The sequence below is a fragment of the Marinobacterium jannaschii DSM 6295 genome (assembly GCF_000620085.1).
Taxonomy (GTDB): domain Bacteria; phylum Pseudomonadota; class Gammaproteobacteria; order Pseudomonadales; family Balneatricaceae; genus Pontibacterium; species Pontibacterium jannaschii.
In genome coordinates this window covers 92,329-113,983 of the sequence record NZ_KK211067.1, presented here as the reverse complement: position 1 = coordinate 113,983, position 21,655 = coordinate 92,329, and the positions used below count along the sequence as shown (strand labels likewise).

The 21,655-nt window shown below is 54.7% G+C and carries 24 protein-coding genes; 13 read left to right on the top strand and 11 right to left on the bottom strand.

From position 1 onward, the window contains the following. Positions 1–25: 25 nt before the first annotated feature. The 9 genes from hisD to Q354_RS0121060 form a co-directional block, all read right to left on the bottom strand. Positions 26–1,333, bottom strand: a complete 1,308-nt coding sequence (gene hisD / locus Q354_RS0121100) for a histidinol dehydrogenase (protein ID WP_027859338.1) — start codon at positions 1,331–1,333, stop codon at positions 26–28. Further along, positions 1,330–1,980, bottom strand: coding sequence for an ATP phosphoribosyltransferase (gene hisG / locus Q354_RS0121095; RefSeq protein ID WP_027859337.1), 651 nt, complete (start codon positions 1,978–1,980; stop codon positions 1,330–1,332). Before hisG ends, hisD begins: the two co-directional genes overlap by 4 nt. A 19-nt stretch (positions 1,981–1,999) precedes the next feature. Continuing rightward, the gene (gene murA / locus Q354_RS0121090) at positions 2,000–3,262 is read right to left on the bottom strand and encodes a UDP-N-acetylglucosamine 1-carboxyvinyltransferase (RefSeq protein WP_027859336.1); all 1,263 of its coding nucleotides are present in this window, start codon (positions 3,260–3,262) and stop codon (positions 2,000–2,002) included. A 26-nt stretch (positions 3,263–3,288) separates the two neighbouring features. After that, the gene (locus Q354_RS0121085; RefSeq protein WP_027859335.1) at positions 3,289–3,534 is read right to left on the bottom strand and encodes a BolA family protein; all 246 of its coding nucleotides are present in this window, start codon (positions 3,532–3,534) and stop codon (positions 3,289–3,291) included. A gap of 183 nt (positions 3,535–3,717) precedes the next feature. After that, complete coding sequence (locus tag Q354_RS0121080; RefSeq protein WP_027859334.1) at positions 3,718–4,023, bottom strand: STAS domain-containing protein; 306 nt, start codon at positions 4,021–4,023, stop codon at positions 3,718–3,720. After that, the gene (locus tag Q354_RS0121075) at positions 4,016–4,642 is read right to left on the bottom strand and encodes an MlaC/ttg2D family ABC transporter substrate-binding protein (protein WP_027859333.1); all 627 of its coding nucleotides are present in this window, start codon (positions 4,640–4,642) and stop codon (positions 4,016–4,018) included. Before Q354_RS0121075 ends, Q354_RS0121080 begins: the two co-directional genes overlap by 8 nt. 15 nt (positions 4,643–4,657) lie before the next feature. Continuing rightward, complete coding sequence (gene mlaD / locus Q354_RS0121070) at positions 4,658–5,116, bottom strand: outer membrane lipid asymmetry maintenance protein MlaD (protein WP_027859332.1); 459 nt, start codon at positions 5,114–5,116, stop codon at positions 4,658–4,660. Between the two features lies 1 nt (position 5,117). Then, a complete protein-coding gene (gene mlaE, locus Q354_RS0121065) occupies positions 5,118–5,900 on the bottom strand; it encodes a lipid asymmetry maintenance ABC transporter permease subunit MlaE (RefSeq protein WP_027859331.1) in 783 nt (260 codons plus the stop codon). Positions 5,901–5,902: 2 nt separating this feature from the next. After that, positions 5,903–6,712 carry an ABC transporter ATP-binding protein gene (locus tag Q354_RS0121060; protein WP_027859330.1) on the bottom strand — a complete coding sequence of 270 codons (810 nt, stop codon included), beginning with the start codon at positions 6,710–6,712 and terminating at the stop codon, positions 5,903–5,905. Between the two features lie 266 nt (positions 6,713–6,978). On the opposite strand from Q354_RS0121060, the gene Q354_RS0121055 reads away from it, so the two are divergent. The 13 genes from Q354_RS0121055 to yjgA all read left to right on the top strand — a co-directional run bounded on the left by Q354_RS0121055 (position 6,979) and on the right by yjgA (position 16,841). Then, the gene (locus Q354_RS0121055) at positions 6,979–7,935 is read left to right on the top strand and encodes a calcium/sodium antiporter (protein ID WP_027859329.1); all 957 of its coding nucleotides are present in this window, start codon (positions 6,979–6,981) and stop codon (positions 7,933–7,935) included. Positions 7,936–7,974: 39 nt separating this feature from the next. Next, positions 7,975–8,952, top strand: a complete 978-nt coding sequence (locus Q354_RS0121050) for a KpsF/GutQ family sugar-phosphate isomerase (RefSeq protein ID WP_027859328.1) — start codon at positions 7,975–7,977, stop codon at positions 8,950–8,952. Then, on the top strand, positions 8,952–9,497 hold the full coding sequence (locus Q354_RS0121045; RefSeq protein WP_027859327.1) for a KdsC family phosphatase: 546 nt from the start codon (positions 8,952–8,954) through the stop codon (positions 9,495–9,497). The genes Q354_RS0121050 and Q354_RS0121045 overlap by 1 nt, the downstream gene beginning before the upstream one ends. A gap of 1 nt (position 9,498) precedes the next feature. After that, entirely contained in the window at positions 9,499–10,059 is a 561-nt protein-coding gene (gene lptC, locus Q354_RS0121040; RefSeq protein ID WP_027859326.1) for an LPS export ABC transporter periplasmic protein LptC, read from the top strand. Then, complete coding sequence (gene lptA, locus Q354_RS0121035; RefSeq protein WP_051560496.1) at positions 10,052–10,570, top strand: lipopolysaccharide transport periplasmic protein LptA; 519 nt, start codon at positions 10,052–10,054, stop codon at positions 10,568–10,570. Before lptC ends, lptA begins: the two co-directional genes overlap by 8 nt. Further along, the gene (lptB, locus tag Q354_RS0121030) at positions 10,567–11,292 is read left to right on the top strand and encodes an LPS export ABC transporter ATP-binding protein (protein WP_027859324.1); all 726 of its coding nucleotides are present in this window, start codon (positions 10,567–10,569) and stop codon (positions 11,290–11,292) included. Before lptA ends, lptB begins: the two co-directional genes overlap by 4 nt. Positions 11,293–11,347: 55 nt before the next feature. After that, complete coding sequence (locus Q354_RS0121025) at positions 11,348–12,847, top strand: RNA polymerase factor sigma-54 (protein WP_084332706.1); 1,500 nt, start codon at positions 11,348–11,350, stop codon at positions 12,845–12,847. Between the two features lie 49 nt (positions 12,848–12,896). Further along, on the top strand, positions 12,897–13,187 hold the full coding sequence (gene hpf / locus Q354_RS0121020) for a ribosome hibernation-promoting factor, HPF/YfiA family (RefSeq protein WP_027859322.1): 291 nt from the start codon (positions 12,897–12,899) through the stop codon (positions 13,185–13,187). A 21-nt stretch (positions 13,188–13,208) separates the two neighbouring features. Next, positions 13,209–13,658: a PTS IIA-like nitrogen regulatory protein PtsN gene (gene ptsN / locus Q354_RS0121015; protein ID WP_027859321.1), complete on the top strand. Its 450-nt coding sequence runs from the start codon at positions 13,209–13,211 to the stop codon at positions 13,656–13,658. 19 nt (positions 13,659–13,677) lie between these two features. Then, entirely contained in the window at positions 13,678–14,535 is an 858-nt protein-coding gene (rapZ, locus tag Q354_RS0121010) for an RNase adapter RapZ (RefSeq protein ID WP_027859320.1), read from the top strand. Between the two features lie 26 nt (positions 14,536–14,561). Then, the gene (locus Q354_RS0121005; RefSeq protein WP_027859319.1) at positions 14,562–14,831 is read left to right on the top strand and encodes an HPr family phosphocarrier protein; all 270 of its coding nucleotides are present in this window, start codon (positions 14,562–14,564) and stop codon (positions 14,829–14,831) included. Positions 14,832–14,936: 105 nt separating this feature from the next. After that, complete coding sequence (gene mgtE / locus Q354_RS0121000; protein ID WP_027859318.1) at positions 14,937–16,286, top strand: magnesium transporter; 1,350 nt, start codon at positions 14,937–14,939, stop codon at positions 16,284–16,286. Between the two features lie 12 nt (positions 16,287–16,298). After that, entirely contained in the window at positions 16,299–16,841 is a 543-nt protein-coding gene (gene yjgA, locus Q354_RS0120995) for a ribosome biogenesis factor YjgA (RefSeq protein WP_027859317.1), read from the top strand. A gap of 32 nt (positions 16,842–16,873) precedes the next feature. On the opposite strand, the gene Q354_RS0120990 is transcribed toward yjgA, so the two are convergent. Together Q354_RS0120990 and Q354_RS0120985 are read right to left on the bottom strand one after the other, a co-directional pair. Further along, positions 16,874–17,707 carry a carbon-nitrogen hydrolase family protein gene (locus Q354_RS0120990; protein WP_027859316.1) on the bottom strand — a complete coding sequence of 278 codons (834 nt, stop codon included), beginning with the start codon at positions 17,705–17,707 and terminating at the stop codon, positions 16,874–16,876. Continuing rightward, a complete protein-coding gene (locus Q354_RS0120985; protein ID WP_169828923.1) occupies positions 17,704–21,522 on the bottom strand; it encodes a YhdP family protein in 3,819 nt (1,272 codons plus the stop codon). Before Q354_RS0120985 ends, Q354_RS0120990 begins: the two co-directional genes overlap by 4 nt. Positions 21,523–21,655: the final 133 nt, after the last annotated feature.

The following is a 21,655-nucleotide window of genomic DNA, read 5'->3' as shown; positions in this document are numbered from 1 at the left end:
TTAGTTCATCCGCAACGCCTGCGGATTACTTCTTAATGCGGTATTCCGCAGAACGGGCGTGTGCCGTCAGGCTTTCACCACGTGCCAGAACCGATGCGACTTTACCCATTTCTGAAGCGCCATCAGCCGAAAACATAATCAGTGAAGAACGCTTCTGGAAGTCATAAACCCCCAGTGGTGATGAAAAACGGGCAGTGCCGGACGTAGGCAATACATGGTTCGGGCCAGCACAGTAATCACCCAGAGCCTCAGCGGTATAGCGCCCCATGAAAATCGCGCCGGCATGACGTACCTGCGGCACCAGCGCTTCCGGGTCTTCGACTGAAAGCTCCAGATGCTCAGGTGCAATGCGGTTTGTCACCTCCATCGCTTCATCCAGGTCGGCGACTTTGATCAGTGCGGCACGCTCTCGCAGAGAAACCTCAATAATGCCTTCACGTTCCATGGTCGGCAGCAGCTTATTGATGCTGGCTTCCACCGCATCAATGAACGCGGCATCAGGGGAGAGCAGGATCGACTGGGCATCCTCATCATGTTCCGCCTGTGAGAACAGATCCATGGCGATCCAGTCGGGATCAGTCTGACCGTCGCAGACCACCAGAATTTCCGATGGTCCGGCAATCATATCGATACCCACAGCGCCGAATACGGCGCGCTTGGCTGTGGCGACAAAGATATTGCCCGGACCGACAATCTTATCGACCTTAGGCACAGTCTCAGTACCATAGGCCAGTGCCGCCACCGCCTGAGCACCACCGATGCAGAAAACACGATCCACACCCGCCAGCGCAGCTGCAGCCAGTACCAGTTCATTCACCTCGCCATCCGGTGTCGGCACCACCATGATGATCTCTGCGACACCTGCCACTTTGGCGGGCATAGCGTTCATCAGCACCGAAGACGGATACGAGGCTTTGCCACCCGGCACATACAGCCCGACCCGATCCATTGGCGTAACCTTCTGCCCCAGCATAGTGCCGTCGGCTTCAGTGTATTGCCAGGAATCCGATTTCTGCTTTTCATGGTAGATACGGATACGCTCGGCCGCTGTTTCCAGTGCCTGTCGCTGCTCCTGTGGCAGGTTTTCCAGCGCCTGCTGCAATCGCTCAGACGACATCTCGAGATCAGCCATCGCCTCAGCAGACAGGCGATCAAAGCGATTGGTATATTCGACCACCGCTTCATCACCACGCTGTTTTACCGCCGCCAGAATCTCGTTAACGATCAGGTTAACCTTTTCATCAGAGACAGACTCCCATGCCAGCAGCTGATCCAGCTGCCGGGCGAAGTCCTCCTGAGCCGAATTCAGCTTCAGGATTTGGTTCCGGCTCATTGCTCACCCTCCCGACGCGCGGCGATGGCAATCGCCAGCTGGTCAAGGATCGGCTGGATCTGACGATGCTTCATCTTCATCGATGCATGACCAACCACCAGGCGGGAACTGATATCAGCCATCTCTTCCATCGGCTCCAGACCGTTAGCACGCAGCGTATTACCGGTATCTACGATATCGACGATACGATCCGCCAGTCCCATCAGTGGCGCCAGCTCCATCGCACCATAGAGCTTGATAATATCGACCTGACAGCCCTGACGGGCAAAGTAGTCACGGGTGACATTTACGAACTTGGTGGCTACCTTCATGCGCCCTTCAACCGGCTGCGCATCTTTTGGACCGGCAACCATCAGCTTGCACTTGGCGATTTCCAGATCCAGCGGCTCATACAGCCCCTCAGCACCATGCTCCAGCAGTACGTCCTTACCGGCGATACCCATATCGGCACCGCCATACTCTACGTAGGTAGGTACATCGGTAGCACGAATCACAACCAGTTTAATGTTGTCATGGTTGGTATCGAAGATCAGTTTACGGCTGCTATGGATATCCTCAGCCGGCACAATATTCGCGGCAGCCAACAGCGGCAGAGTTTCTTTGAGGATACGCCCTTTCGACAGAGCAATGGTGAGTTGCTGCTTCATTCTTCTTTACTACCTGTAATCAACCGGGAACGCGCTTGATGCGTGCACCCAAAAGCTGCAGTTTTTCTTCGATACATTCATAACCGCGGTCTATGTGGTAGATGCGATCAATCGTTGTATCCCCCTGAGCCACCAGTGCGGCAATAACCAGACTGGCGGAGGCACGCAGATCGGTTGCCATAACCGGTGCGCCCTGCAGAGTATCCATCCCCTTGATCACCGCCGTGTTACCGTCGATATCAATATCGGCACCCATGCGCAGCATCTCCTGCATGTGCATAAAGCGGTTTTCAAAGATGGTTTCTTTAATAATACCGACGCCATCTGCAATGGCGTTCATGGCAGAGAACTGAGCCTGCATATCCGTCGGGAAAGCCGGATGAGGCGCAGTGGTCAGGTTAACGGCCTTTGGCCGCTTGCCATGCATATCCAGCTCAATCCAGTCATCACCGGTTTTAATATCGGCGCCGGCCTCGGTCAGCTTCTGCAACACGGCTTCCATAATATCGGCGCGGGTGTTCTTCAGCTTAACCTTACCGCCGGTAGCGGCGACGGCGGTCAGGTAAGTGCCGCTTTCAATACGGTCCGGCTGTACCGAATAGGAACAGCCGTGCAGTTTCTCGACACCGTTGATGACGATGGTATCCGTACCATGACCGCTGATATCGGCCCCCATGGCGATCAGGCACTCGGCCAGGTCAACCACTTCAGGCTCGCGCGCTGCGTTCTCGATAACGGTCTGGCCCTCTGCCAGCGTCGCGGCCATCAGGATGTTCTCAGTACCGGTCACGGTTACCACATCGAAGAAGACCCGGGCCCCCTTCAGACGGCCATTGACCTTAGCCCTGATATAACCACCCTCAACCTGAACATCCGCCCCCATTGCCTGCAGGCCCTGGATATGGAAATTCACCGGCCGCGAACCGATCGCACAGCCTCCCGGCAGGGAGACTTCAGCCTCACCAAAGTGAGCGACCATAGGCCCCAGCACCAGAATAGAAGCGCGCATGGTTTTAACCAGCTCGTACGGCGCACAGAGTTCCTTGATGGTCGAAGCATCCAGCTCTACGCTCAGCTTCTCGTCAATCACCAGTTCCACACCCATGCGACGCAACAGCTCCAGCATGGTAGTGATATCGTTCAGGTGAGGCAGGTTACGAATCGTGACAGGCTCATCAGCCAGCAAGGTCGCCGCAAGGATCGGAAGTGCGGCATTTTTTGCGCCGGAGATCCGGACTTCACCGTTCAGCTGCACGCCGCCGGAGATAATAAGTTTATCCATCGAAATTTATCAGGCCCTGAAAGGTTTCAGTTGCTCTGCAGTGCAGCCCACTGCTCCGGCGTGTAGGTCTTGATCGTCAGCGCGTGGATGGTGCCATTGGCAATATATTCGTTCAGGCAACCATAAACTTTCTGCTGTTTCTGTACCGGGCGTAGGCCCTCAAATACATCACCGATCACCGTAACCTGAAAGTCGCAACCTTCGCCTGCGGTGATAACCTCGCAACCTTCCAGTTCCGACTCGATAATGCGTTTTACGTCTTCTGCCTGCATGCGAGACTCCCGTTAACTAACAAACTGTCCTGAACATCCACCGCTATTGCAGCCACAGCATAGGAGATACTGCTGACTGATCGACACATTGCAATGATGGTTTCACACGGCGGGCTGGATGCAGGCACATATAAGCGGCCAATGATACCGTATGAGGCAAAAAAAGGCGACGCAATGCGTCGCCTATGCTGTTTCTCCGAAATAGTGCCCCAGGCCAACCAGCCGGGCAACGTCAAGAAGCTCCTCCGGAACGGCCTTCGCGATCAGGCTGCGGCCACTGCTGTCTGCGCTGCGCAGACAGCACAGCCAGAACGACAGCGCAGAGCTGTCGGTTCTGGTCACACCGGAAAAGTCGACTTCAATCTGATTGTCCATCTTCAGTAACAAAGACTCGCTGGCGACCTTAACAGCCATAATCTGATTAAACGTCAGATCCCCTTCCAGCTTCAGACAACGATCACTGACCCGTGTCGCACGGGCCTCAGGCATGGTCATCAGCCTTGTTAGTGACATGATCCTGCCAGGCATCGATAGCGCCCTGGATGTCGCCTTTAGAGCGCTGTACAAGGTCAGCAAACTGGCTGCGGAATGTCTGGCGGAGGTTAAGACCGTCCAGGTTGACATTGGTCAGCTGCCACTGGCCATTACGCTGCAACATATAGTAGTGAACCGTGTACTTGGTACCTTTGGCATCAAATACAAAGACAGTAACCACCTGCTTGTTCGGCTTAGGGCTCTGCTTGCGTGGCGCGACCAGTTCAAAACGTTCAATCTGGAAACTGGACAGCCCCTTAGCGTAGGTTTTCAGCAAAGTTGTCTTGAAGACTTTACTGAACTGCGCCTTCTGCGCATCGTTTGCCTGACGGAAGTACTTACCCATCACCGCACGGGAAACGTAGTCGAAGTCGATTATCTCGACCAGCAGACCATCCACCTCATCGACCAGCTTAGGCAGGTTGTCCTCGCCCATAAGGCCATCCTGCGCCATCAGCGCCAGCATCTCATTAGAGGTCTTATCGATAACCTGACTCGCCTCCTCCCAGGACGCCTGAGCGGCCGTCGAGAAGGTCAGTACAATTGCGCATACCAGCTTTAGAAATTTGTTCATATAGGTTTCCTGTCGTTATCCACCAACCTCATTGAAAAGAAACTTGCTGATAAGTTCCTCAAGAACCAATGCAGATTGGGTGTCTTCAAAGAAATCGCCCGCACTCATAACCTCTTCATCCGCACCGACCGTCACGCCAATATACTGTTCGCCCAACAGACCGGCGGTCAGGATCGCTACGGAGCTGTCGCTGGAGAGGTAGTCGACATCGTCATGGATATCCATTCCCACGACCGCAACAAAGCGCTCTTTATCCAGAGTGATGCTGCTGACCTGGCCGATAACCACACCGGCCATCGTCACCTTGGCTCGCGGCGTCAGCCCACCGATATTCTCAAAGCGGGCATAGATCTTATAGGTTGACTTACTCTCAGCCAGATTGAGTCCGCTTACATTCAGTGCCAGCGTCATCAGTGCCAATATTCCGATCAGCAAAAATGCCCCTACACTAATTTCCATAATCCTCAGGCGCATATCAGAGGTCTCCAAACATCAAAGCAGTCAAAATAAAGTCCAGTCCCAGCACGGAAAGCGAGCTGTAAACGACGGTTCTGGTTGTAGCCTGACTGATTCCCTCAGAAGTCGGCACACAATCATAACCCTGAAAAACGGCGATCCAGGTCACGACAAAACCGAACACCACGGCTTTAATAAGCCCGTTCACAATGTCGTCGTAGAAATCGACCGAATTTTGCATATTGGACCAGAACGATCCTTCGTATATGCCAAGCCATTCAACACCGACCAGCGCACCACCCGTGACACCAACCAGTGAAAATATTGTTGCCAGAACCGGCAGGCAGATGAAACCGGCCCAGAAGCGCGGCGCCACGATACGTCGCAGAGGATCGACACCAATCATCTCAAGGCTGGAAAGCTGTTCCGTTGCCTTCATCAGACCAATCTCTGCGGTCAGCGCAGATCCAGCCCGCCCGGCAAACAGCAACGCTGTTACGACCGGCGCCATCTCCCGCACCAGACTCAGGGCCACCATCTGGCCCACAGCCTGCTCCGAACCATAGTCCACCAGTATGGTATAGCCCTGAAGGCCCAGCACCATACCGATAAAGAGTCCGGAGACAATGATAATAATCAGCGAGAGCACACCGACAAAATAGATCTGACGCACCAGCAACGGCAGCATCTGCAGAGGCGCAGGCCGAGCAATAATAGACTGCATCAGGATAATACCTGCCTGGCCGAATGCCGCCAGTTTATGCAGGCCAAAGCGCCCGAGAGACGCCAGTAAGTCGAACATAGTCAGCTACCTTGCAACAGGTCGGCCTGGTAATCATCGGCCGGAAAATGGAATGGCACAGGGCCATCCGGCAATCCTTCAATAAACTGTTTGACCTTGGTCGAACTGAAACGGGTCAGCTCTTCCGGTGTTCCCTGAGCGATGACTTCAGCATCAGCGATCAGGTAAACATAGTCAGCTATACCAATCGTTTCCTGAATATCATGTGAAACAATGATACTGGTATGGTTCAGCGCCTGGTTAAGCCGCTTAATCAGATTGACCAGGACTCCCATTGCGATCGGGTCCTGTCCGGCGAAAGGCTCGTCGTACATCAGGATATCAGGATCCAGCGCGATCGCCCTCGCCAGAGCGACACGACGGGCCATTCCGCCCGACAACTCACTGGGCATCAGGTCACGGGCACCACGCAGACCGACGGCATGCAGCTTCATCAGCACCACATCCCGGATCATCTCTTCAGAGAGGTCCGTATGTACGCGCAGCGGGAAAGCAACATTTTCGAATACCGACATATCGGTAAACAGCGCGCCACTCTGGAACAGCATCCCCATCCTTTCGCGCAGATCGAACAGATCCTTGCGCCCCAGACGCGGGACATCCTGCCCGTCCACCAGCACCTGCCCACCATCCGGCTGCAACTGACCGCCAATAATTTTCAGCAGTGTTGTTTTACCGGTACCTGAAGGCCCCATAATGGCAGTAATTTTTCCACGCGGAATCTGGATATCTACGTTTCGGTAGATAGCACGTTCCCCTCGGGAAAAAGATAACTGCTTGATATCAATGATTACGTCGTCAAAACGATTCATAGGAAAAACAGAGAGCATAGCCGAGACCGGATGTTCTCTTTAACGACTCTTGCGGCATTTTTGAGAGGCGAGACTATACCACCACGCCAGTAAAACGGGAATACTGCAGCGATCAAGAAATATGCAACACTTAATCCTACCTTAACATCATTCAAAAAACAGAGGCCGTAGCCGGCCTTTTCCTCGTTGCATCATCAAGACTGATTCAAACTGAAATCGCATTCTGCTTTAATATGCGCCTTTAGAAACCACGACAAAGCGATTCCATGCTACTTCCTATTCTTGCCCTACTCGCCGGACTGATTCTACTGGTCTGGAGTGCCGACCAATTTGTAAATGGCGCAGCCGCCACCGCCCGTAATCTGGGCATGTCTCCCATGCTGATCGGCCTGACCATAGTATCCTTCGGCACCTCTGCACCGGAAATACTGGTTTCTGTGATGGCCGCCTCGACCGGGGCAGGCTCCCTGGCAGTCGGCAACGCACTGGGATCTAACATCGCCAACATCGCAATGGTACTGGGGATTACCGCCCTGATTGCCCCGCTGCCCGTCAAATCGGGCGTACTGCGCAAAGAGATGCCGCTGCTACTGGCCATAACACTGCTGGCGGGAGCTTTGCTCTTTAACCTGTCACTCGGGCTACTCGATTCAGTTATCCTGCTACTGGCCCTGATTGTCAGCCTTTACCTTTTTGGCCGCTTTCAGCGTAATGCCGACCCGGGCGATGCGATTGCTGAGGATGAGGATGAAATTCCGGAAATGAGCAGCGGCAAGGCAACTTTATTGCTGCTTGTCGGTCTTACCGTGCTAGCGGGCAGCTCTCGCCTGCTGGTATGGGGAGCTACAGAGATCGCCCTGTCACTGGGGGTCAGCGAGCTGATTATCGGACTCACTATCGTTGCAATCGGCACCAGCCTGCCAGAGCTGGCAGCCAGCGTCGCCAGCGCTCTGAAGAAACAGCATGATATTGCCATTGGTAACGTGGTTGGCTCCAATATATTCAACCTGGTTGCTGTCATGGCTGTACCGGGACTGTTCGGTACCGTTGAATTCGACAGCATTGTGATCTGGCGCGACTATGCCGTCATGCTGGCCCTGACGGTACTGCTGTTGCTGTTCGCTCTCTGGCAGCGCCCGCCTTCCGTCAGTCGATATGAAGGTGGAATTCTGGCGACACTGTATGCAGGCTATTTGGTGCTGCTATACAATATGGCCATTTAACGTTTATACAAAAACCCGATTCTACTGACACGATATCGAATGAAGACAGAAAACGACTACCTTAAATCCGGTCGCCGAACCATCAAACTGGAAGCGGAAGCGGTGCAGAACCTCGAAGAACACCTCAACGGTGACTTCGTTCACGCCTGCGAGCTGATGCATCAGTGTCAGGGACGAATCATTGTGACCGGCATGGGTAAATCCGGTCATATCGGCAAGAAAATTGCTGCCACGCTGGCCAGTACCGGCACACCGGCTTTCTTTGTCCATCCGGGAGAGGCCAGCCACGGCGACCTCGGCATGTTCACTAAGAATGATGTTGTGCTTGCCCTCTCAAATTCCGGCGAAACATCTGAGGTGGTAACCATACTGCCCCTGATCAAGCGTATGAATGCGCCATTAATCAGCATCACCGCCCGCGAGGAATCGACACTTGCCAAGGCCGCCGACGCCAGCCTGCATATCGGTGTGGAAAACGAAGCCTGCCCACTGAACCTGGCACCTACTTCCAGCACCACGGCACAGCTGGTGCTGGGAGATGCGCTGGCCATCGCCTTGCTTGAAGCACGCGGCTTTGGCCCTGAAGACTTCGCATTTTCCCACCCGGGCGGTAGCCTGGGCCGTCGCCTGCTGCTTAAAGTAGAAGATATTATGCACAGCGGCGACGAGGTTCCGGTGGTCAAACAGGGGACTCCGCTTCGAGAAGCCCTGCTGGAAGTGACCAATAAGCGCCTGGGCATGACCGCGGTGGTTGATGATAGTGGCGCCATCACCGGCATCTTCACCGACGGCGACCTGCGCCGTGCCCTCGACCACGAAGTCAGCCTGAAGAACACACCGATCGAACAGGTGATGACCGCTAACTGCACCACCATCAATGACGCCGGCATACTGGCTGCGGAGTGCCTGCAGATCATGGAAAGTCACAAGATCAATGCGTTGCTGGTACTAAACCAGAACAGGCAGCCAGTTGGCGCCCTGAATATGCATGATCTGCTAAAAGCCGGGGTGATTTAATGAGCAGCTGGAAATTCGACCTGACACCGGAACTTCGCCAGAAAGCACTGCCTGTGCGCCTCGCCGTATTCGATGTAGACGGAATCCTGACCAGCGGTCAGCTGCTGTTCCTGCCGGATGGCCAGGAAGTGAAGCAGTTTAATACCCTAGATGGACTTGGCATCAAACTGTTGCAGCAGGCCGGCATTGAAACAGCAATTATTACCGGACGCCGCTCCCCTCAGGTTGAACTGAGAGCCAAGTCGCTCGGTATCACCTACCTGGAACAGGGACGCGAAGATAAGCTGACCGCATTGCAGGAGCTCTGGCAACGCAGTGGCCACAGCGCAGAAAGCACCGCCTATATCGGTGATGACTGGCCCGATCTTTCTGCTATTCGCGCAGTCAGCTTCGGCGCGACTGTCCCGAACGGCCATCCACTGGTGATCGAACATGCCGATTGGTGTAGCAGTCGCACGGGCGGCAGTGGTGCAGGACGGGAATTCTGCGAACTGATACTGGAAGCTCAGGGAAAACTCCGCGCCATTCAGGAAAGCTACCTCTGATATGCAGTCTCGCATTCGCCTCTTCCTGGCTGCACTGGTACTGGTGCCGATCCTGCTCTACTGGGGCTTTGGCACCGCGCCCAGCGAGCGCCGGCTGCCACCACCCGAAGCGCTTGGACAGGCCAGAGATGCCTTTATAAACCAGGCTGACATTCGTCAGTTCAATGCCCAGGGCACGCTTACGGAGACCATGGTCGCTACCCGTATCGAGCACGACCCCTATGCCCGGCAGAGCCTGATGGATGAGCCCAATATCGTTCTTATCCGGGAAGACAGCTCGACCATCGTGCTCACCTCACTGCATGGCGAGCTGAGCGATGACCGGGGCCTGATCATGCTGGCAGGGGATGTACGAGTACTGGATAACCGTAATGCCCAGCAACCAGCCCTGATGACCACCGAGATACTGCGATACCATACAGAAAAAGACCTGGCGGAGACTGACCAGAAGGTTACGTTCACCGTCGGCAAGAACATCATGCGAAGCGTTGGTATGGAAGCAAACCTGCACAGCAGTCAGCTCAGGCTGCTCTCTAACGTTCGGGGAATCTATCGTGATTAACAGATCTATCAAAGGCCTGGCTTTTATCCTGCTCTGCAGCCTGAGCCTGGGCGCCAGCGCCCTGCCGGATGACCGCAACCAGCCGATCCATATCAGCGCCAACAGCGCCATGATTGACGAAGCCAGCGGCCACACCATCTACCGTGGCAATGTGATTATCAAACAGGGAAGCATATTGATCGAGGGGGAGACCCTAGAGCTCCAGCGCGGCAATGACGGCGTCGAGAGCATCAAAGCCAAAGGCGAGCCTGCCCATTTTCGTCAGCAAACCAGCAAAGGCGGCCCCTATAGCGATGCCTATGGCTCTACTATCCTGTATATGGTTGAGAAGGATCTGTTGACCGTCACTGAGAAAGCCAAGGTGATTAACGATAAGGACACCTTTAGCGGCGAGAAAATCGTCTACGACCTGAAACGTTCCATTGTTGACGCCTTTGGCGACAAGGATGAAACCGCCAGCGGCGGCCGCATCCAGATGGTGATTCAGCCGAAGAAGAAGGAAACGGAATGAGTAAGCTGGAAGCCCGCAACCTGGCAAAAAGCTACAAGGGCCGGCAGGTTATCCGTGATGTTTCACTTTCCATAGAGCGTGGTGAAATTGTTGGCCTGCTGGGACCAAACGGCGCCGGAAAAACCACCTGCTTCTATATGATCGTAGGACTGGTACAGGCTGACAAAGGCTCGGTGTTGATTGACGAGCAAGCGATCACGAAACTGCCTATGCATGGCCGGGCCAAGCGCGGCATCGGCTATCTGCCGCAGGAAGCCTCCATTTTCCGCAAGCTCAGCGTGAAAGACAACCTCCTGGCTATCCTGGAAAACCGCAAGGATCTTAACCGCTCTCAACAGCAGGAAAAGATGCAGGAGTTACTGGAAGAGTTTCATATCACCCATATTCGGGATAGCATGGGTATGGCTCTTTCCGGGGGCGAGCGTCGCCGGGTCGAGATCGCCCGGGCATTAGCGATGGAACCTTCATTTATTCTGCTGGACGAACCTTTTGCCGGCGTTGACCCGATTTCGGTCAATGATATCAAGCAAACCGTTAAACATTTGCAGGATCGCGGCATCGGTATCTTGATTACCGACCACAATGTAAGGGAAACTCTGGATATCTGTGAAAAAGCTTACATCGTAAGCGAAGGAACCATTCTGGCTAGCGGTACACCGGAAACAATACTGGCCTGCCCTGCGGTACGAGATGCCTATCTGGGTGATCAGTTCCGACTCTGATCCTATACTGAATCAGGCGAATTATTAGTAGTAACGGAATCACATCAGATCTCATATGAAACAAGCGCTTCAGTTAAAAATTGGTCAGCAGCTAACAATGACGCCGCAGCTTCAGCAGGCGATCAAATTGCTGCAACTCTCGACACTGGATCTGCAGCAGGAGATTCAGGAAGCGCTTGAAAGCAATCCGATGCTGGATGTTTCAGAAGATGATCATAGCCCTGAACCAGATCAGCAGGAAAACATTCCGGAAACCACCCGCGAAACAGCTGAAACCGCTGCTGCAGAATCTGCCGCAGAGTCCGAAGAAGGTGCCGCTCTGGACGAGAGCTGGAATGAAAACATCCCCGGGGAGCTAAGCACCGACAGCAGCTGGGAAGATACCTACCAAAGCTCGGCCACATCGACGCAGAGTAAGGGTGATGGCGAACTGCCCGGCGAATCCAATGATACCGCCGAAGAAACGCTCCAGGATCATCTGCTGTGGCAACTTAACCTGACTCCTATGAGCGATGTCGATCGGCTTATTGCGACAGCGATTATCGACGGTATCGAACCCGACGGCTACCTGAGCATTCAGCTGGAAGAACTGATTGACCACCTGAAGCAGGACCCCCAGCTGGGTGAACTGGAACTGGATGAAGCGGAAGCCGTACTGACCCGTATTCAGCAGTTCGATCCTACCGGCGTGGGCGCCCGCGACCTGAGCGAATGCCTCTGCGTACAACTCAAGCAATTGCCGGCCACCACGCCCTGGCAAAAGGAAGCATTGCTGGTCGCCAGGAACCACCTGAAACTGCTCGGTGCCCATGATTACCGCACCCTGATGCGCAAAACCCGACTGAAAGAGCATCAGCTGCAGGAAGTTATACAGCTGATCCAGAGCCTCAACCCCCGCCCTGGCGCCACTATCACTAACGGTAATCCCGAGTACGTTGTGCCGGATGTGGTGGTGACGAAGAATCAGGGAATGTGGCAGGTCAACCTGAACCCGGAAGTGGCGCCAAGGCTGCGGATCAACAGCAGCTATGCCGACCTGGTCAAACGCGCCGATAACAGTGCCGATAACACCTATCTGAAAAACCACCTGCAGGAAGCCCGCTGGTTCATCAAGAGCCTGCAGAGCCGCAATGACACGCTGCTTAAAGTCGCCCGGGAGATCGTTGCCCGTCAGCTGGGCTTCTTTGAACACGGTGAAGAGGGAATGAAACCGATGGTACTGCATGACATTGCAGAAGCCGTCGAGATGCATGAATCCACCATCTCCCGTGTGACGACACAGAAGTATATGCACACCCCGCGTGGTATTTTCGAGCTGAAATACTTTTTCTCCAGCCAGGTCAGCACCAGCGATGGCGGCTCGGCCTCCTCCACTGCGATCCGGGCCCTGATCAAGAAGCTGGTAGCAGCCGAGAATCCCGCAAAACCGTTAAGTGATAATAAAATCGCCCAGTTTCTGGATGAACAGGGTTTTAAAGTGGCGCGACGTACCATCGCTAAATATCGTGAAGCGATGAACATACCGCCTTCTAATGAGCGCAAACGTTTGGTTTAATGAAACCGACAACAAGACGGACTTTCGTCACTGCCGATAGGAGATACCTATGCAGATCAATATTTCCGGACACCACGTTGAACTGACTGATTCCATGAACGAATACGTTCACACCAAGTTTGAAAAGCTCGAGCGCCACTTCGATAATATTACCAATGTACAAGTTACCCTGAGTGTTGAGAAGCAGCACCAGCAAGCCGAAGCCGACGTCCACGTCGCCGGTGGTCAGGTGTTTGCAACCAGTCAGCACGAAAATATGTATGCTGCTATTGATGGCCTTATCGACAAACTCGATCGCCAGATCATCAAGCACAAAGAAAAACTGAAAACTCACAAATAAAAGGCTCGCTGCAACAAAATCATGTTGATACAGCAAATGCTAACGCCCGAGAGGACCCTTTGCGGCCTCAAGGGCACCAGCAAAAAACGCATCCTTGAGCTGGCCAGCGAGATAATCGCCGAGCAATGCCAGTCCCTTTCTTCTGAAGAAGTTTTCGCCGGTCTGCTGGGACGTGAGCGTCTCGGCAGCACAGGTATTGGTGATGGCGTTGCCATCCCTCACTGTCGCCTGGGTAACTGTCAGGAAGCCGTCGGATACCTGGTTACGCTGGAAAACGGTATCGATTTCGATGCCATCGACAGCAAACCGGTCGATCTGATATTCATTCTTGTCGTACCGGAAGAAGCCTGTGACGAACACCTTCAGACTCTCGCGTCTGCTGCAGAATTGTTTAGCCAGGAAAGCGTACGGCAACAGTTACGTAACAGCAGCGACAACCTAAGCTTATACAATGCTATATCCGGCATATAACAGATAGACAGGGAACAGCATGAAGCTGGTTGTGATCAGTGGCCGCTCAGGCTCAGGAAAGAGTACCGCACTTCAGGCACTGGAAGACATCGGCTTCTACTGTATAGACAACCTGCCAGCCCTGCTGCTGCCAGACCTGGTGCAGCAGATGAACCAGCATACAGATCACCCCGACCGGGTGGCCGTCAGCATTGATGCCCGCAACATGCTGAGTAACCTGCAGCAGTTTCCCGGCATTCTGCAGCAACTCAGGGAACGTCACCCCGCCCATTATGAAGTGGTCTACCTCGATGCGGCTGAACCCACTCTGCTGAAACGCTACAGCTCAACCCGGCGCAAGCATCCGCTCAGTGACGAACAGCTGAGCCTGCAGGAAGCGATCGCCTATGAGCGCCAGCTGCTGGAACCCATCGCCAGCATGGCCGATATCCGGGTAGACACCACCAGGCTGAGCCTCTATGAACTGCGCGACAGCATTAAGCACCGCGTCGCACAGCGCAGCGAACAAACCATGTCACTGCAATTTGAGTCTTTTGGCTTCAAGCATGGGGTTCCGCTGGATGTTGATATGGTCTATGACGTCCGGATACTGCCCAACCCCTACTGGAGCCCGGATCTGCGTCAGTATACCGGACAGGATCAGCCGGTTATCGATTTCCTTCAGGCTGAGGACGAGGTCAAAGAGATGTGTAGCCATATCATCCAGTACCTCACGCACTGGCTGCCCCGCTATGCCAAAAATAACCGCAGTTACGTCACCATCGGTATCGGATGCACCGGCGGTCAGCACCGTTCTGTCTATGTAGCCGAACAACTTGCTTCTCATTTTTCCCGGCTTATGGATAATGTCCATGTTCGACACAGAGAACTGGGATAAAACCAACATCACTTCGGAAACCTCGAATGATAGAGAAGAAACTGCTGATCATTAACAAGCTGGGCCTGCATGCCCGCGCCGCCGCTAAACTAACCGGCCTGACCGGTCGCTTTTCCAGCGAAATCAAGATCAGCAAAGAGGGCCGGAGCGTTGATGGCAAGAGCATCATGTCGGTAATGATGCTGGCTGCCAGCAAAGGCACCGAGCTGACTATCAGCGCAAACGGTGATGATGAGTCAGACGCAATAACCGCGATAGAAGCCCTGATCAACAACCGCTTCGATGAAGAGGAATAATAGGCGTTTCTTCCCCTTCCCGGCCCATGCTGTGGGTTATTCGTTAGAAAACAATCCGCTATAATGGACCTTTAGCGCTCACTGGCAAAGGCATTGCGGACCACCATGACTCAGCTGAATCAGAAGTCTCACCTCGATAAACTTAGCCAGGCGCTGGAAAGCGGCGAATTTCAGCAGATTCGCTTTACCCTGAATAATACCCTCAGGCCGACTGAAGTCGCCCGCCTGCTGGAAAAGTCCCCGCCAAAGGAACGCCAGATCCTCTGGAACCTCGTCAACAAGGACCTTGAAGGTGAGGTACTGCAGCATCTTGGCGATGACGTTCAGGCTGAGTTCCTTAGCCAGATGGACGCGCCCCAGGTCCTGGCTCTGACTGAATCACTGGAAACCGACGACGTCGCTGATATTATTCAGCAGCTTCCTGATACCGTGACGAAAGAGCTGTTACGGATCATGGATAAGCAGAACCGGCGCCGGGTAGAGGAAGTTCTTTCCTACCCGGAAGACACCGCCGGCGGCCTGATGAATACCGATACGGTCACCATCCGGCCGGATATCACCGTTGAAACCGTACTACGTTATATCCGCCGTCACGATGAAATTCCGGAAATGACCGATACCCTGTTTGTGGTCAGCCGGAAAGACAGCTTTATCGGTATTCTGCCGCTGACGAAGCTGCTGGTATCGGCACCGGATATCACAGTGCGGGAGATTATGATCACCGACGTCACTCCGATCAGTGCGGATATGAACAACAGTGACGTGGCTCGGATGTTTGAAGAGGAAGACCTGGTATCGGCTCCGGTCGTCGGCGAATCCGGTAAACTGCTGGGACGTATCACCATCGATGACGTGGTAGACGTTATCCGTGAAGATGCCGATCACTCGCTGATGAGCATGGCGGGCCTGGAAGAGGACGAAGACACTTTCGCGCCGATCCTGAAAACCAGTAAACGCCGGGCCGTCTGGCTGGGGATCAACCTGCTGACCGCGTTTGTCGCCTCAGCCGTGATCGGCCTGTTCGAAGAAACCATCGATAAGGTCGTTGCCCTGGCAGTACTGATGCCGATTGTCGCGTCAATGGGCGGTATCGCCGGCTCCCAGACGCTGACGCTGGTCATCCGGGGCCAGGCATTAGGCCATGTGGAAAAGTCCAATACCGCCTGGCTACTCAACCGCGAGCTGGTTGCCGGGATTATTAACGGTGTAATCTGGGCACTGGTGGTGGCGGTTGTTGCGGTATTCTGGTTCCAGGATATCAATATCGGCATCATCATCGCGCTGGCCATCGTCATTAACCTTCTGGCCGGTGCCGCCGCAGGAACCCTGCTGCCAATCGCCCTGAAATCCGCCGGCATTGACCCGGCCCTTGCAGGCAGTGTCCTGCTAACCACAATCACGGACGTAGTCGGCTTTTTTGCATTTCTGGGCCTGGCTACCGTGTTTTACAGCTGATAAGAGCATCTCATGATTCAAGACGAAGACTTTAACTCAATCAACAAGAGTTCCGAGGAAGAGGAATGGGTCAGTCGTACCCAGATCAAGCGCCAGATGGAAGCGCTGCAAAAACTGGGCGAAAAACTTATCGCGCTGAAACCGGATCAGCTGGCTAAAGTACCGATGAGCGAAGCACTGGCCGCTGCGATCGAAGAAGCCGGCCGCATCAAACCCCGCAGCAGCGCGATGAAGCGCCATATGAACTATGTCGGACGCCTGATGCGTACCGAGGATGCGGAAGCGATTCAGCAGGGCCTGGATCTGTTTGACGCCAGTAAACAGGCGCACAATGCGGTATTCCACAAACTGGAGCGCTGGCGCGACCGGCTGATCAGCGGTGGCAACGATGAGCTGCAGCAGTATCTGTCAGAGAACCCTCAGGCTGAAATTCAGCACCTGCGCCAGCTGGTGCGCAATGCGAAGAAAGAAGCTGAAAAAGGTCAGGCTCCGGCCCATGCCAGAAAGCTGTTTAAGTACCTGCGTGAGCTGGCGGAAGAGCAGCTGAACCGCTGACCTGATGCCACATCGGGCAAGCAGGCCTGAGCCTAATACTCAGCCTGCTGCTTATGTGCCAACACCGGCATCTGCTGGCGGATTTCGGCAAGCCGCTCCAGGCTTATATCCACCATAAGGACTCCCGCCCCGCTCTCTATCTGGCCGCAGACCGTCCCCCAGGGATCGACGCAAAGCGTATGCCCCCAGGTCTGACGCCGCTCACTGTGCCAGCCGCCCTGATTAACCCCCAGCAGGTAACACTGATTCTCTACCGCCCGCGCCCTGAGCAGCACTTCCCAGTGAGCCTCGCCGGTAACATAGGTAAAAGCAGAAGGCACGCTGATCAGCTCTGCCCCCATCTCTCTGAGCCTCTGGTACTGATCCGGAAAGCGCAGGTCGTAACAGACCGTCAGGCCCAGCCTGCCGCACGGAGTGTCGATGACCACCAGCTGCTCGCCGGCTTCAACATAGGCCGACTCACGGTAGCTGCCCTGACCATCGGCGACATCGACATCAAACAGGTGGATCTTGTCGTATCGGGCAACCCTCTCACCGCGAGCATCAAACACCAGCGAAGCTGAGCGGATCAGCGGCGCCTCCAGCTCCGATCCATCCGGGCGAACCGATTGTGGCAAGGAACCTGCGACGATCCATATACGCAGCCGTTTAGCCTGCTCCGCCAGCCAGCCCTGCACATAAGCCTCAGCCTTCTCTCGCTCGGCAAAAGGCCGCAATGCGGCAGAGTCAAACAAGGCAAAGTTTTCAGGTAAAACGGCCATGCTGGCACCGCTGATGCTGGCCTCCGTCAGAAGCGGCAATAGCTGCCTCAGGTTTTCCTCAAGCCTCTCCCCTGAGACCATCTGAATCAGTGCCAGCCTGGTCACTTATCACCTCCGGGAAACAGCTTATCCCGCTCAGATTCGCGCTCCGGACCACCCTTCAGATCAATCTTAGGATCACCCCAGTCTCCTGAAAGGTGGTAATTAATACTGGTCACTTTACTCAGCTTGCCACCAAACAGCTTATCCAGAATAAATACCGCCCCCGCCACATGGGGCTGGCCCAGCAGCACACCCATAATCGGCAGGTTGCCGGTTACCGGCAGCACCACCTCCATATCCTGATCGACCGTGGTATTCACCAGATCCAGATCGCCTTTCAATGTCATATTGATCGACGGGCCGGAAAGCTCAAACGGCACACTGGTCGATGCAAGGCCCTTCTTTACGATATAACTGGCCGACATCTGGTCATACGCCAGACCTTTTTCATACAGATCAGAGAAGTCAAACCGCAAGCGACGCCCCAGAGACTCCAGATTCAGAATACCGAAAATACGCAGGAAGCCGCTGCCTTTGCCAGTCTCGGTAATACGGCCATTTTTTGCCATAAATGCCACATCACCATCGATCTGCGACACCTCAAACTGCCAGGGTGCGCCGGGCCATATCAGGCGGATATCCGAATTAAAGCTCCCGCTTTCCACCGGTCGTCCCAGCCCCCAGCCTTCCAGCGCCGGTGCTATATCCGTACCGGAGATATTCATTAAGGCTACGGTATAAGTGGTATGCTCGGACCAGCGTGCATCCCCGCTGATACGTAGTCCACGCAGGTCACCGACAATTCGCTGTACCGTAGCACCATGCCTGTCCGGACGAAGCTGAAAGCTCCAGCGTCCGAAAGGCTTATCGTTCATTCTCAGGTCACCAATCCGCACATCGACCGGCAGCAATTCGTTTGGCTTCAGCTCAGACCCCTCAGCAGGCGCATCAGGCACAGCTGTCGCCGACGAATCCGGCTTCAGATGCAGATACTCCAGATCGACGACATAAGGCTCATCGGTGAGCAGCGGCATAAACAGCTGGCCCCGCAATTCCTGGCCGTCCACAAAGAAGTCCCAGCCACGTAACTGAGGTCGGGCAGCGACCCTGATCTTCTCCAGCTGCCTGCTGCCGAGATCCAGCACCCCGAATTGCAACTGAATTTCCTTAAGCAGCTCACCACTGCTGCCGGCGGTGGTAGCGGGCGTAGCATTTGATATAAAGCCCGCCTGCGTCAGAAACGGCTGCAGGCGATCAAGCTCAAGACGATCCAACTTACCTTTTATCCACAGGCCCTGATTTCGCGGAATCTTTGCCGCAGCCCCTCCCAACACCAGCTCTCCCCGGTACAGGGAACCCTGGCGTAAACTCATGGCAGCGCGGAGGGAATCGCCGTAGTTTATATAAAGGGGCAGTTCGTGGGCGTCCTCAAGCTGGATCTGCAACGACAGCGAACGCGCCTCATCACGTTTTTTTGAATACGGCGGCAATGCCGAAACGGCAACGCCCCTGAGGTCACTGAGTATATGCAAATTGCTGCAACCCGGCAGGGCCGGACAGATATTCAACTGGGCATCGTAACTGATCTGACCGTCGACAATATTCAGCAGGTCCAGCCCCAGCCAGTTACGCAGCTGCTCAGATTCCACCGAGCTGGACATCGCCAGCTGGGTTTTCACCGGGCGTCCCTCTTTCATCTCACTGGAGATCTTGGCGACCAGGCTATTACCAAACAGGGTTCCCTCCAGCTTAGGCGCAAACAGCCCCACTTCACTGGAATAGCCCAGCTTTCCTTTCAGCTTCTCGAATGACAGCCGGTCCTGCTGCGAAACAAAGCGGCCATTATTCAGGTCGCCATCGACTCGGATCTTTGGCGCTGCCTTCAGGCTGAGATCAATACCCAGATCCAGCAATGCCGTATAATCCCCGGCCATCTTCCAGGGCTTCAGGCCGTCACCTATCTCCTCAACAAGTGGCGGCTCCCGCAGTAGCTGTTCGACGTCAGACAGGCCTCCCTTAAGCTGCCCGACCACTTTAAGCAGGTCCTCGCCTCTCGCCTTGTATGCCCAGGCATTTTCAATACTGGAATCGTAGATCCGCCCATCCTGTAATCCGATCAGGATCGCATCGTTGCTGTAGAGCAGCTGCCCCCGGCCATCCTTGATCGCGGGCCATTGCTTATCATAGGTAAAGTCCGCTTTCTTCAGATCCAGCCAGAGCTGAACGGTCGGGAACTGATAGCTCTTCAGGCTCGGCCTGGTGTTACCATTCAGCATAAAGGCACCGGACTTAACTTGGCCTCCGCCTATTGCTGCTGTCAGCCATTTATGAAAGTCCCGGCCAACCTCTTCCGGCGGAATATACTTTTCCAGCGCTTTGGCGGGCACATTGGTCACACCGATCATCAATGTCAGATCGGTCTGCTGTTCCTTATCATAGGGAATTCTGACCCGGAAGCGGCCGGAGGCCGACTCCTGTTTAGCCTTCAGGCCGAGCAATCCCGAGTCCACCGTTGCGCCACTGCTATCGAGCGCCCAACGCACAATCCCCTCGGCCTGCTGGTAGTTCCAACGCTCCATATCAAGGTCAGGAAAATGCATCGCAAACTTATTGCTCTGCAGATAGACGGCCCCGCCCTTTATATCAGCCTGCAGGATACCGTTAACGCCGTATAAGCCCGGCACTCCGGACCAGGGATCGACCTGCACGGCTTCAAGCCGGGCCAGCAGTTCAAAGTCAGTGGCTTCAGCCCCGGTTCGGCGGATAACCAGATTGCTCAGCGTGCCAGCGGGCTTCTGAGATTTCAGTGCGCGCGCCGCCATCCCGCTCAGTCCGAACTGGCTTTTAATCCAGCCCTGCAATGGACCCAGTTCCAGCCGGTCCAGCATTGCCTGCTGCGGCTGCCAGCTGCCATTGGATTGCTCAAAGTTCACAGCTATGGCTGGTAACTGCCAGTCACTCTTACCCTCAAACCGTCCTTCGCTCAGCTGCAACTGATAGCCCCGGCCATTACGTTGCAAGGCACCACTGAGAGACATCGCATCGAAGCCAGCAGAGCCGATCGCAAACTCAGACAGCCTGCTCTTAAAGCTGAGATACTGTAAACGCTGCCGCTCTACCCGGCCCCACAACTGTTGCTGCCCCGAGTTCAGACGCAGCTCCGCCCCCACCAGGGCCAGCCAGGGGTTAAGCTGGGCATCATTGAGTCCGGCTGCTTCAAGATAAAAATCGACCGGCTGACGCCAGGGATTACCCTCAACTTCGGCAACAAAGCGCATTTCTGCTTTCTGTCCGTCAGCCACCGGATGTGCAATCACGGCCAGCTGGTGTAGCTGACCATCGTGCTTCAGCGTCAGGTTAATAGGTGCAATACCCAGCGACTCACCGCTGCTACGCTGATAGATCAGTTCGGCACTACGAAGATTAATGCGCTCTTGGCGCAACAGGCGGGTCAGGATTAGAGTCAGTTCGTCCCGGGACTTGGCCTGAGAGCGGGGCTTCGCTGGTGCAAGCTGCTGCAGACGCACCACCGGGCGCTGTATCAGCAGGTCACTGAAGACCGGCTGCAGGTGACGGATAGAAGCACCGACATCAAGGGAGAGAAAGGCGGAATCCAGCGTCACACTCTGCAGTGCCTGCCCTTTACCGCCGGTGACCTGCAGGCCACTCACTTCAACGACCGCATCGCCGTTGAGCCAGTAACCATTAAGCTTATCAATGCTGATTTCAGCTCCGAGCAATCCCCCCAGCTGCACAGCTATAGGTTCGCGGTAGTCATCCAGCCAGGGAAGACCAAAGCGCAACATCCCCAGCAGCAATAGCAGAAGGAAAGCAGCAGAGACAAGACACCAGTAACCAAACCAAAACAGCTTACGCACCGGCCACTCCAATCCGCCAATATATAGGTAGTGAATGCCCCATCGCTGATAAAGTTCCTTTTTAAATACTCTGTTTTGTTCAACCGGACCGGGCTGCCGGGCTCCCTTTCGGGGCACAACCGCTTAGCTACCT

What these genes read in the sequence shown, in the direction of transcription:
- hisD (WP_027859338.1), bottom strand. Translation starts at nt 1,333, where the DNA reads ATGAGCCGGAACCAAATCCTGAAGCTGAATTCGGCTCAGGAGGACTTC.
- hisG (WP_027859337.1), bottom strand. Translation starts at nt 1,980, where the DNA reads ATGAAGCAGCAACTCACCATTGCTCTGTCGAAAGGGCGTATCCTCAAA.
- murA (WP_027859336.1), bottom strand. Translation starts at nt 3,262, where the DNA reads ATGGATAAACTTATTATCTCCGGCGGCGTGCAGCTGAACGGTGAAGTC.
- Q354_RS0121085 (WP_027859335.1), bottom strand. Translation starts at nt 3,534, where the DNA reads ATGCAGGCAGAAGACGTAAAACGCATTATCGAGTCGGAACTGGAAGGT.
- Q354_RS0121080 (WP_027859334.1), bottom strand. Translation starts at nt 4,023, where the DNA reads ATGCCTGAGGCCCGTGCGACACGGGTCAGTGATCGTTGTCTGAAGCTG.
- Q354_RS0121075 (WP_027859333.1), bottom strand. Translation starts at nt 4,642, where the DNA reads ATGAACAAATTTCTAAAGCTGGTATGCGCAATTGTACTGACCTTCTCG.
- mlaD (WP_027859332.1), bottom strand. Translation starts at nt 5,116, where the DNA reads ATGCGCCTGAGGATTATGGAAATTAGTGTAGGGGCATTTTTGCTGATC.
- mlaE (WP_027859331.1), bottom strand. Translation starts at nt 5,900, where the DNA reads ATGTTCGACTTACTGGCGTCTCTCGGGCGCTTTGGCCTGCATAAACTG.
- Q354_RS0121060 (WP_027859330.1), bottom strand. Translation starts at nt 6,712, where the DNA reads ATGAATCGTTTTGACGACGTAATCATTGATATCAAGCAGTTATCTTTT.
- Q354_RS0121055 (WP_027859329.1), top strand. Translation starts at nt 6,979, where the DNA reads ATGCTACTTCCTATTCTTGCCCTACTCGCCGGACTGATTCTACTGGTC.
- Q354_RS0121050 (WP_027859328.1), top strand. Translation starts at nt 7,975, where the DNA reads ATGAAGACAGAAAACGACTACCTTAAATCCGGTCGCCGAACCATCAAA.
- Q354_RS0121045 (WP_027859327.1), top strand. Translation starts at nt 8,952, where the DNA reads ATGAGCAGCTGGAAATTCGACCTGACACCGGAACTTCGCCAGAAAGCA.
- lptC (WP_027859326.1), top strand. Translation starts at nt 9,499, where the DNA reads ATGCAGTCTCGCATTCGCCTCTTCCTGGCTGCACTGGTACTGGTGCCG.
- lptB (WP_027859324.1), top strand. Translation starts at nt 10,567, where the DNA reads ATGAGTAAGCTGGAAGCCCGCAACCTGGCAAAAAGCTACAAGGGCCGG.
- Q354_RS0121025 (WP_084332706.1), top strand. Translation starts at nt 11,348, where the DNA reads ATGAAACAAGCGCTTCAGTTAAAAATTGGTCAGCAGCTAACAATGACG.
- hpf (WP_027859322.1), top strand. Translation starts at nt 12,897, where the DNA reads ATGCAGATCAATATTTCCGGACACCACGTTGAACTGACTGATTCCATG.
- ptsN (WP_027859321.1), top strand. Translation starts at nt 13,209, where the DNA reads ATGTTGATACAGCAAATGCTAACGCCCGAGAGGACCCTTTGCGGCCTC.
- rapZ (WP_027859320.1), top strand. Translation starts at nt 13,678, where the DNA reads ATGAAGCTGGTTGTGATCAGTGGCCGCTCAGGCTCAGGAAAGAGTACC.
- Q354_RS0121005 (WP_027859319.1), top strand. Translation starts at nt 14,562, where the DNA reads ATGATAGAGAAGAAACTGCTGATCATTAACAAGCTGGGCCTGCATGCC.
- mgtE (WP_027859318.1), top strand. Translation starts at nt 14,937, where the DNA reads ATGACTCAGCTGAATCAGAAGTCTCACCTCGATAAACTTAGCCAGGCG.
- yjgA (WP_027859317.1), top strand. Translation starts at nt 16,299, where the DNA reads ATGATTCAAGACGAAGACTTTAACTCAATCAACAAGAGTTCCGAGGAA.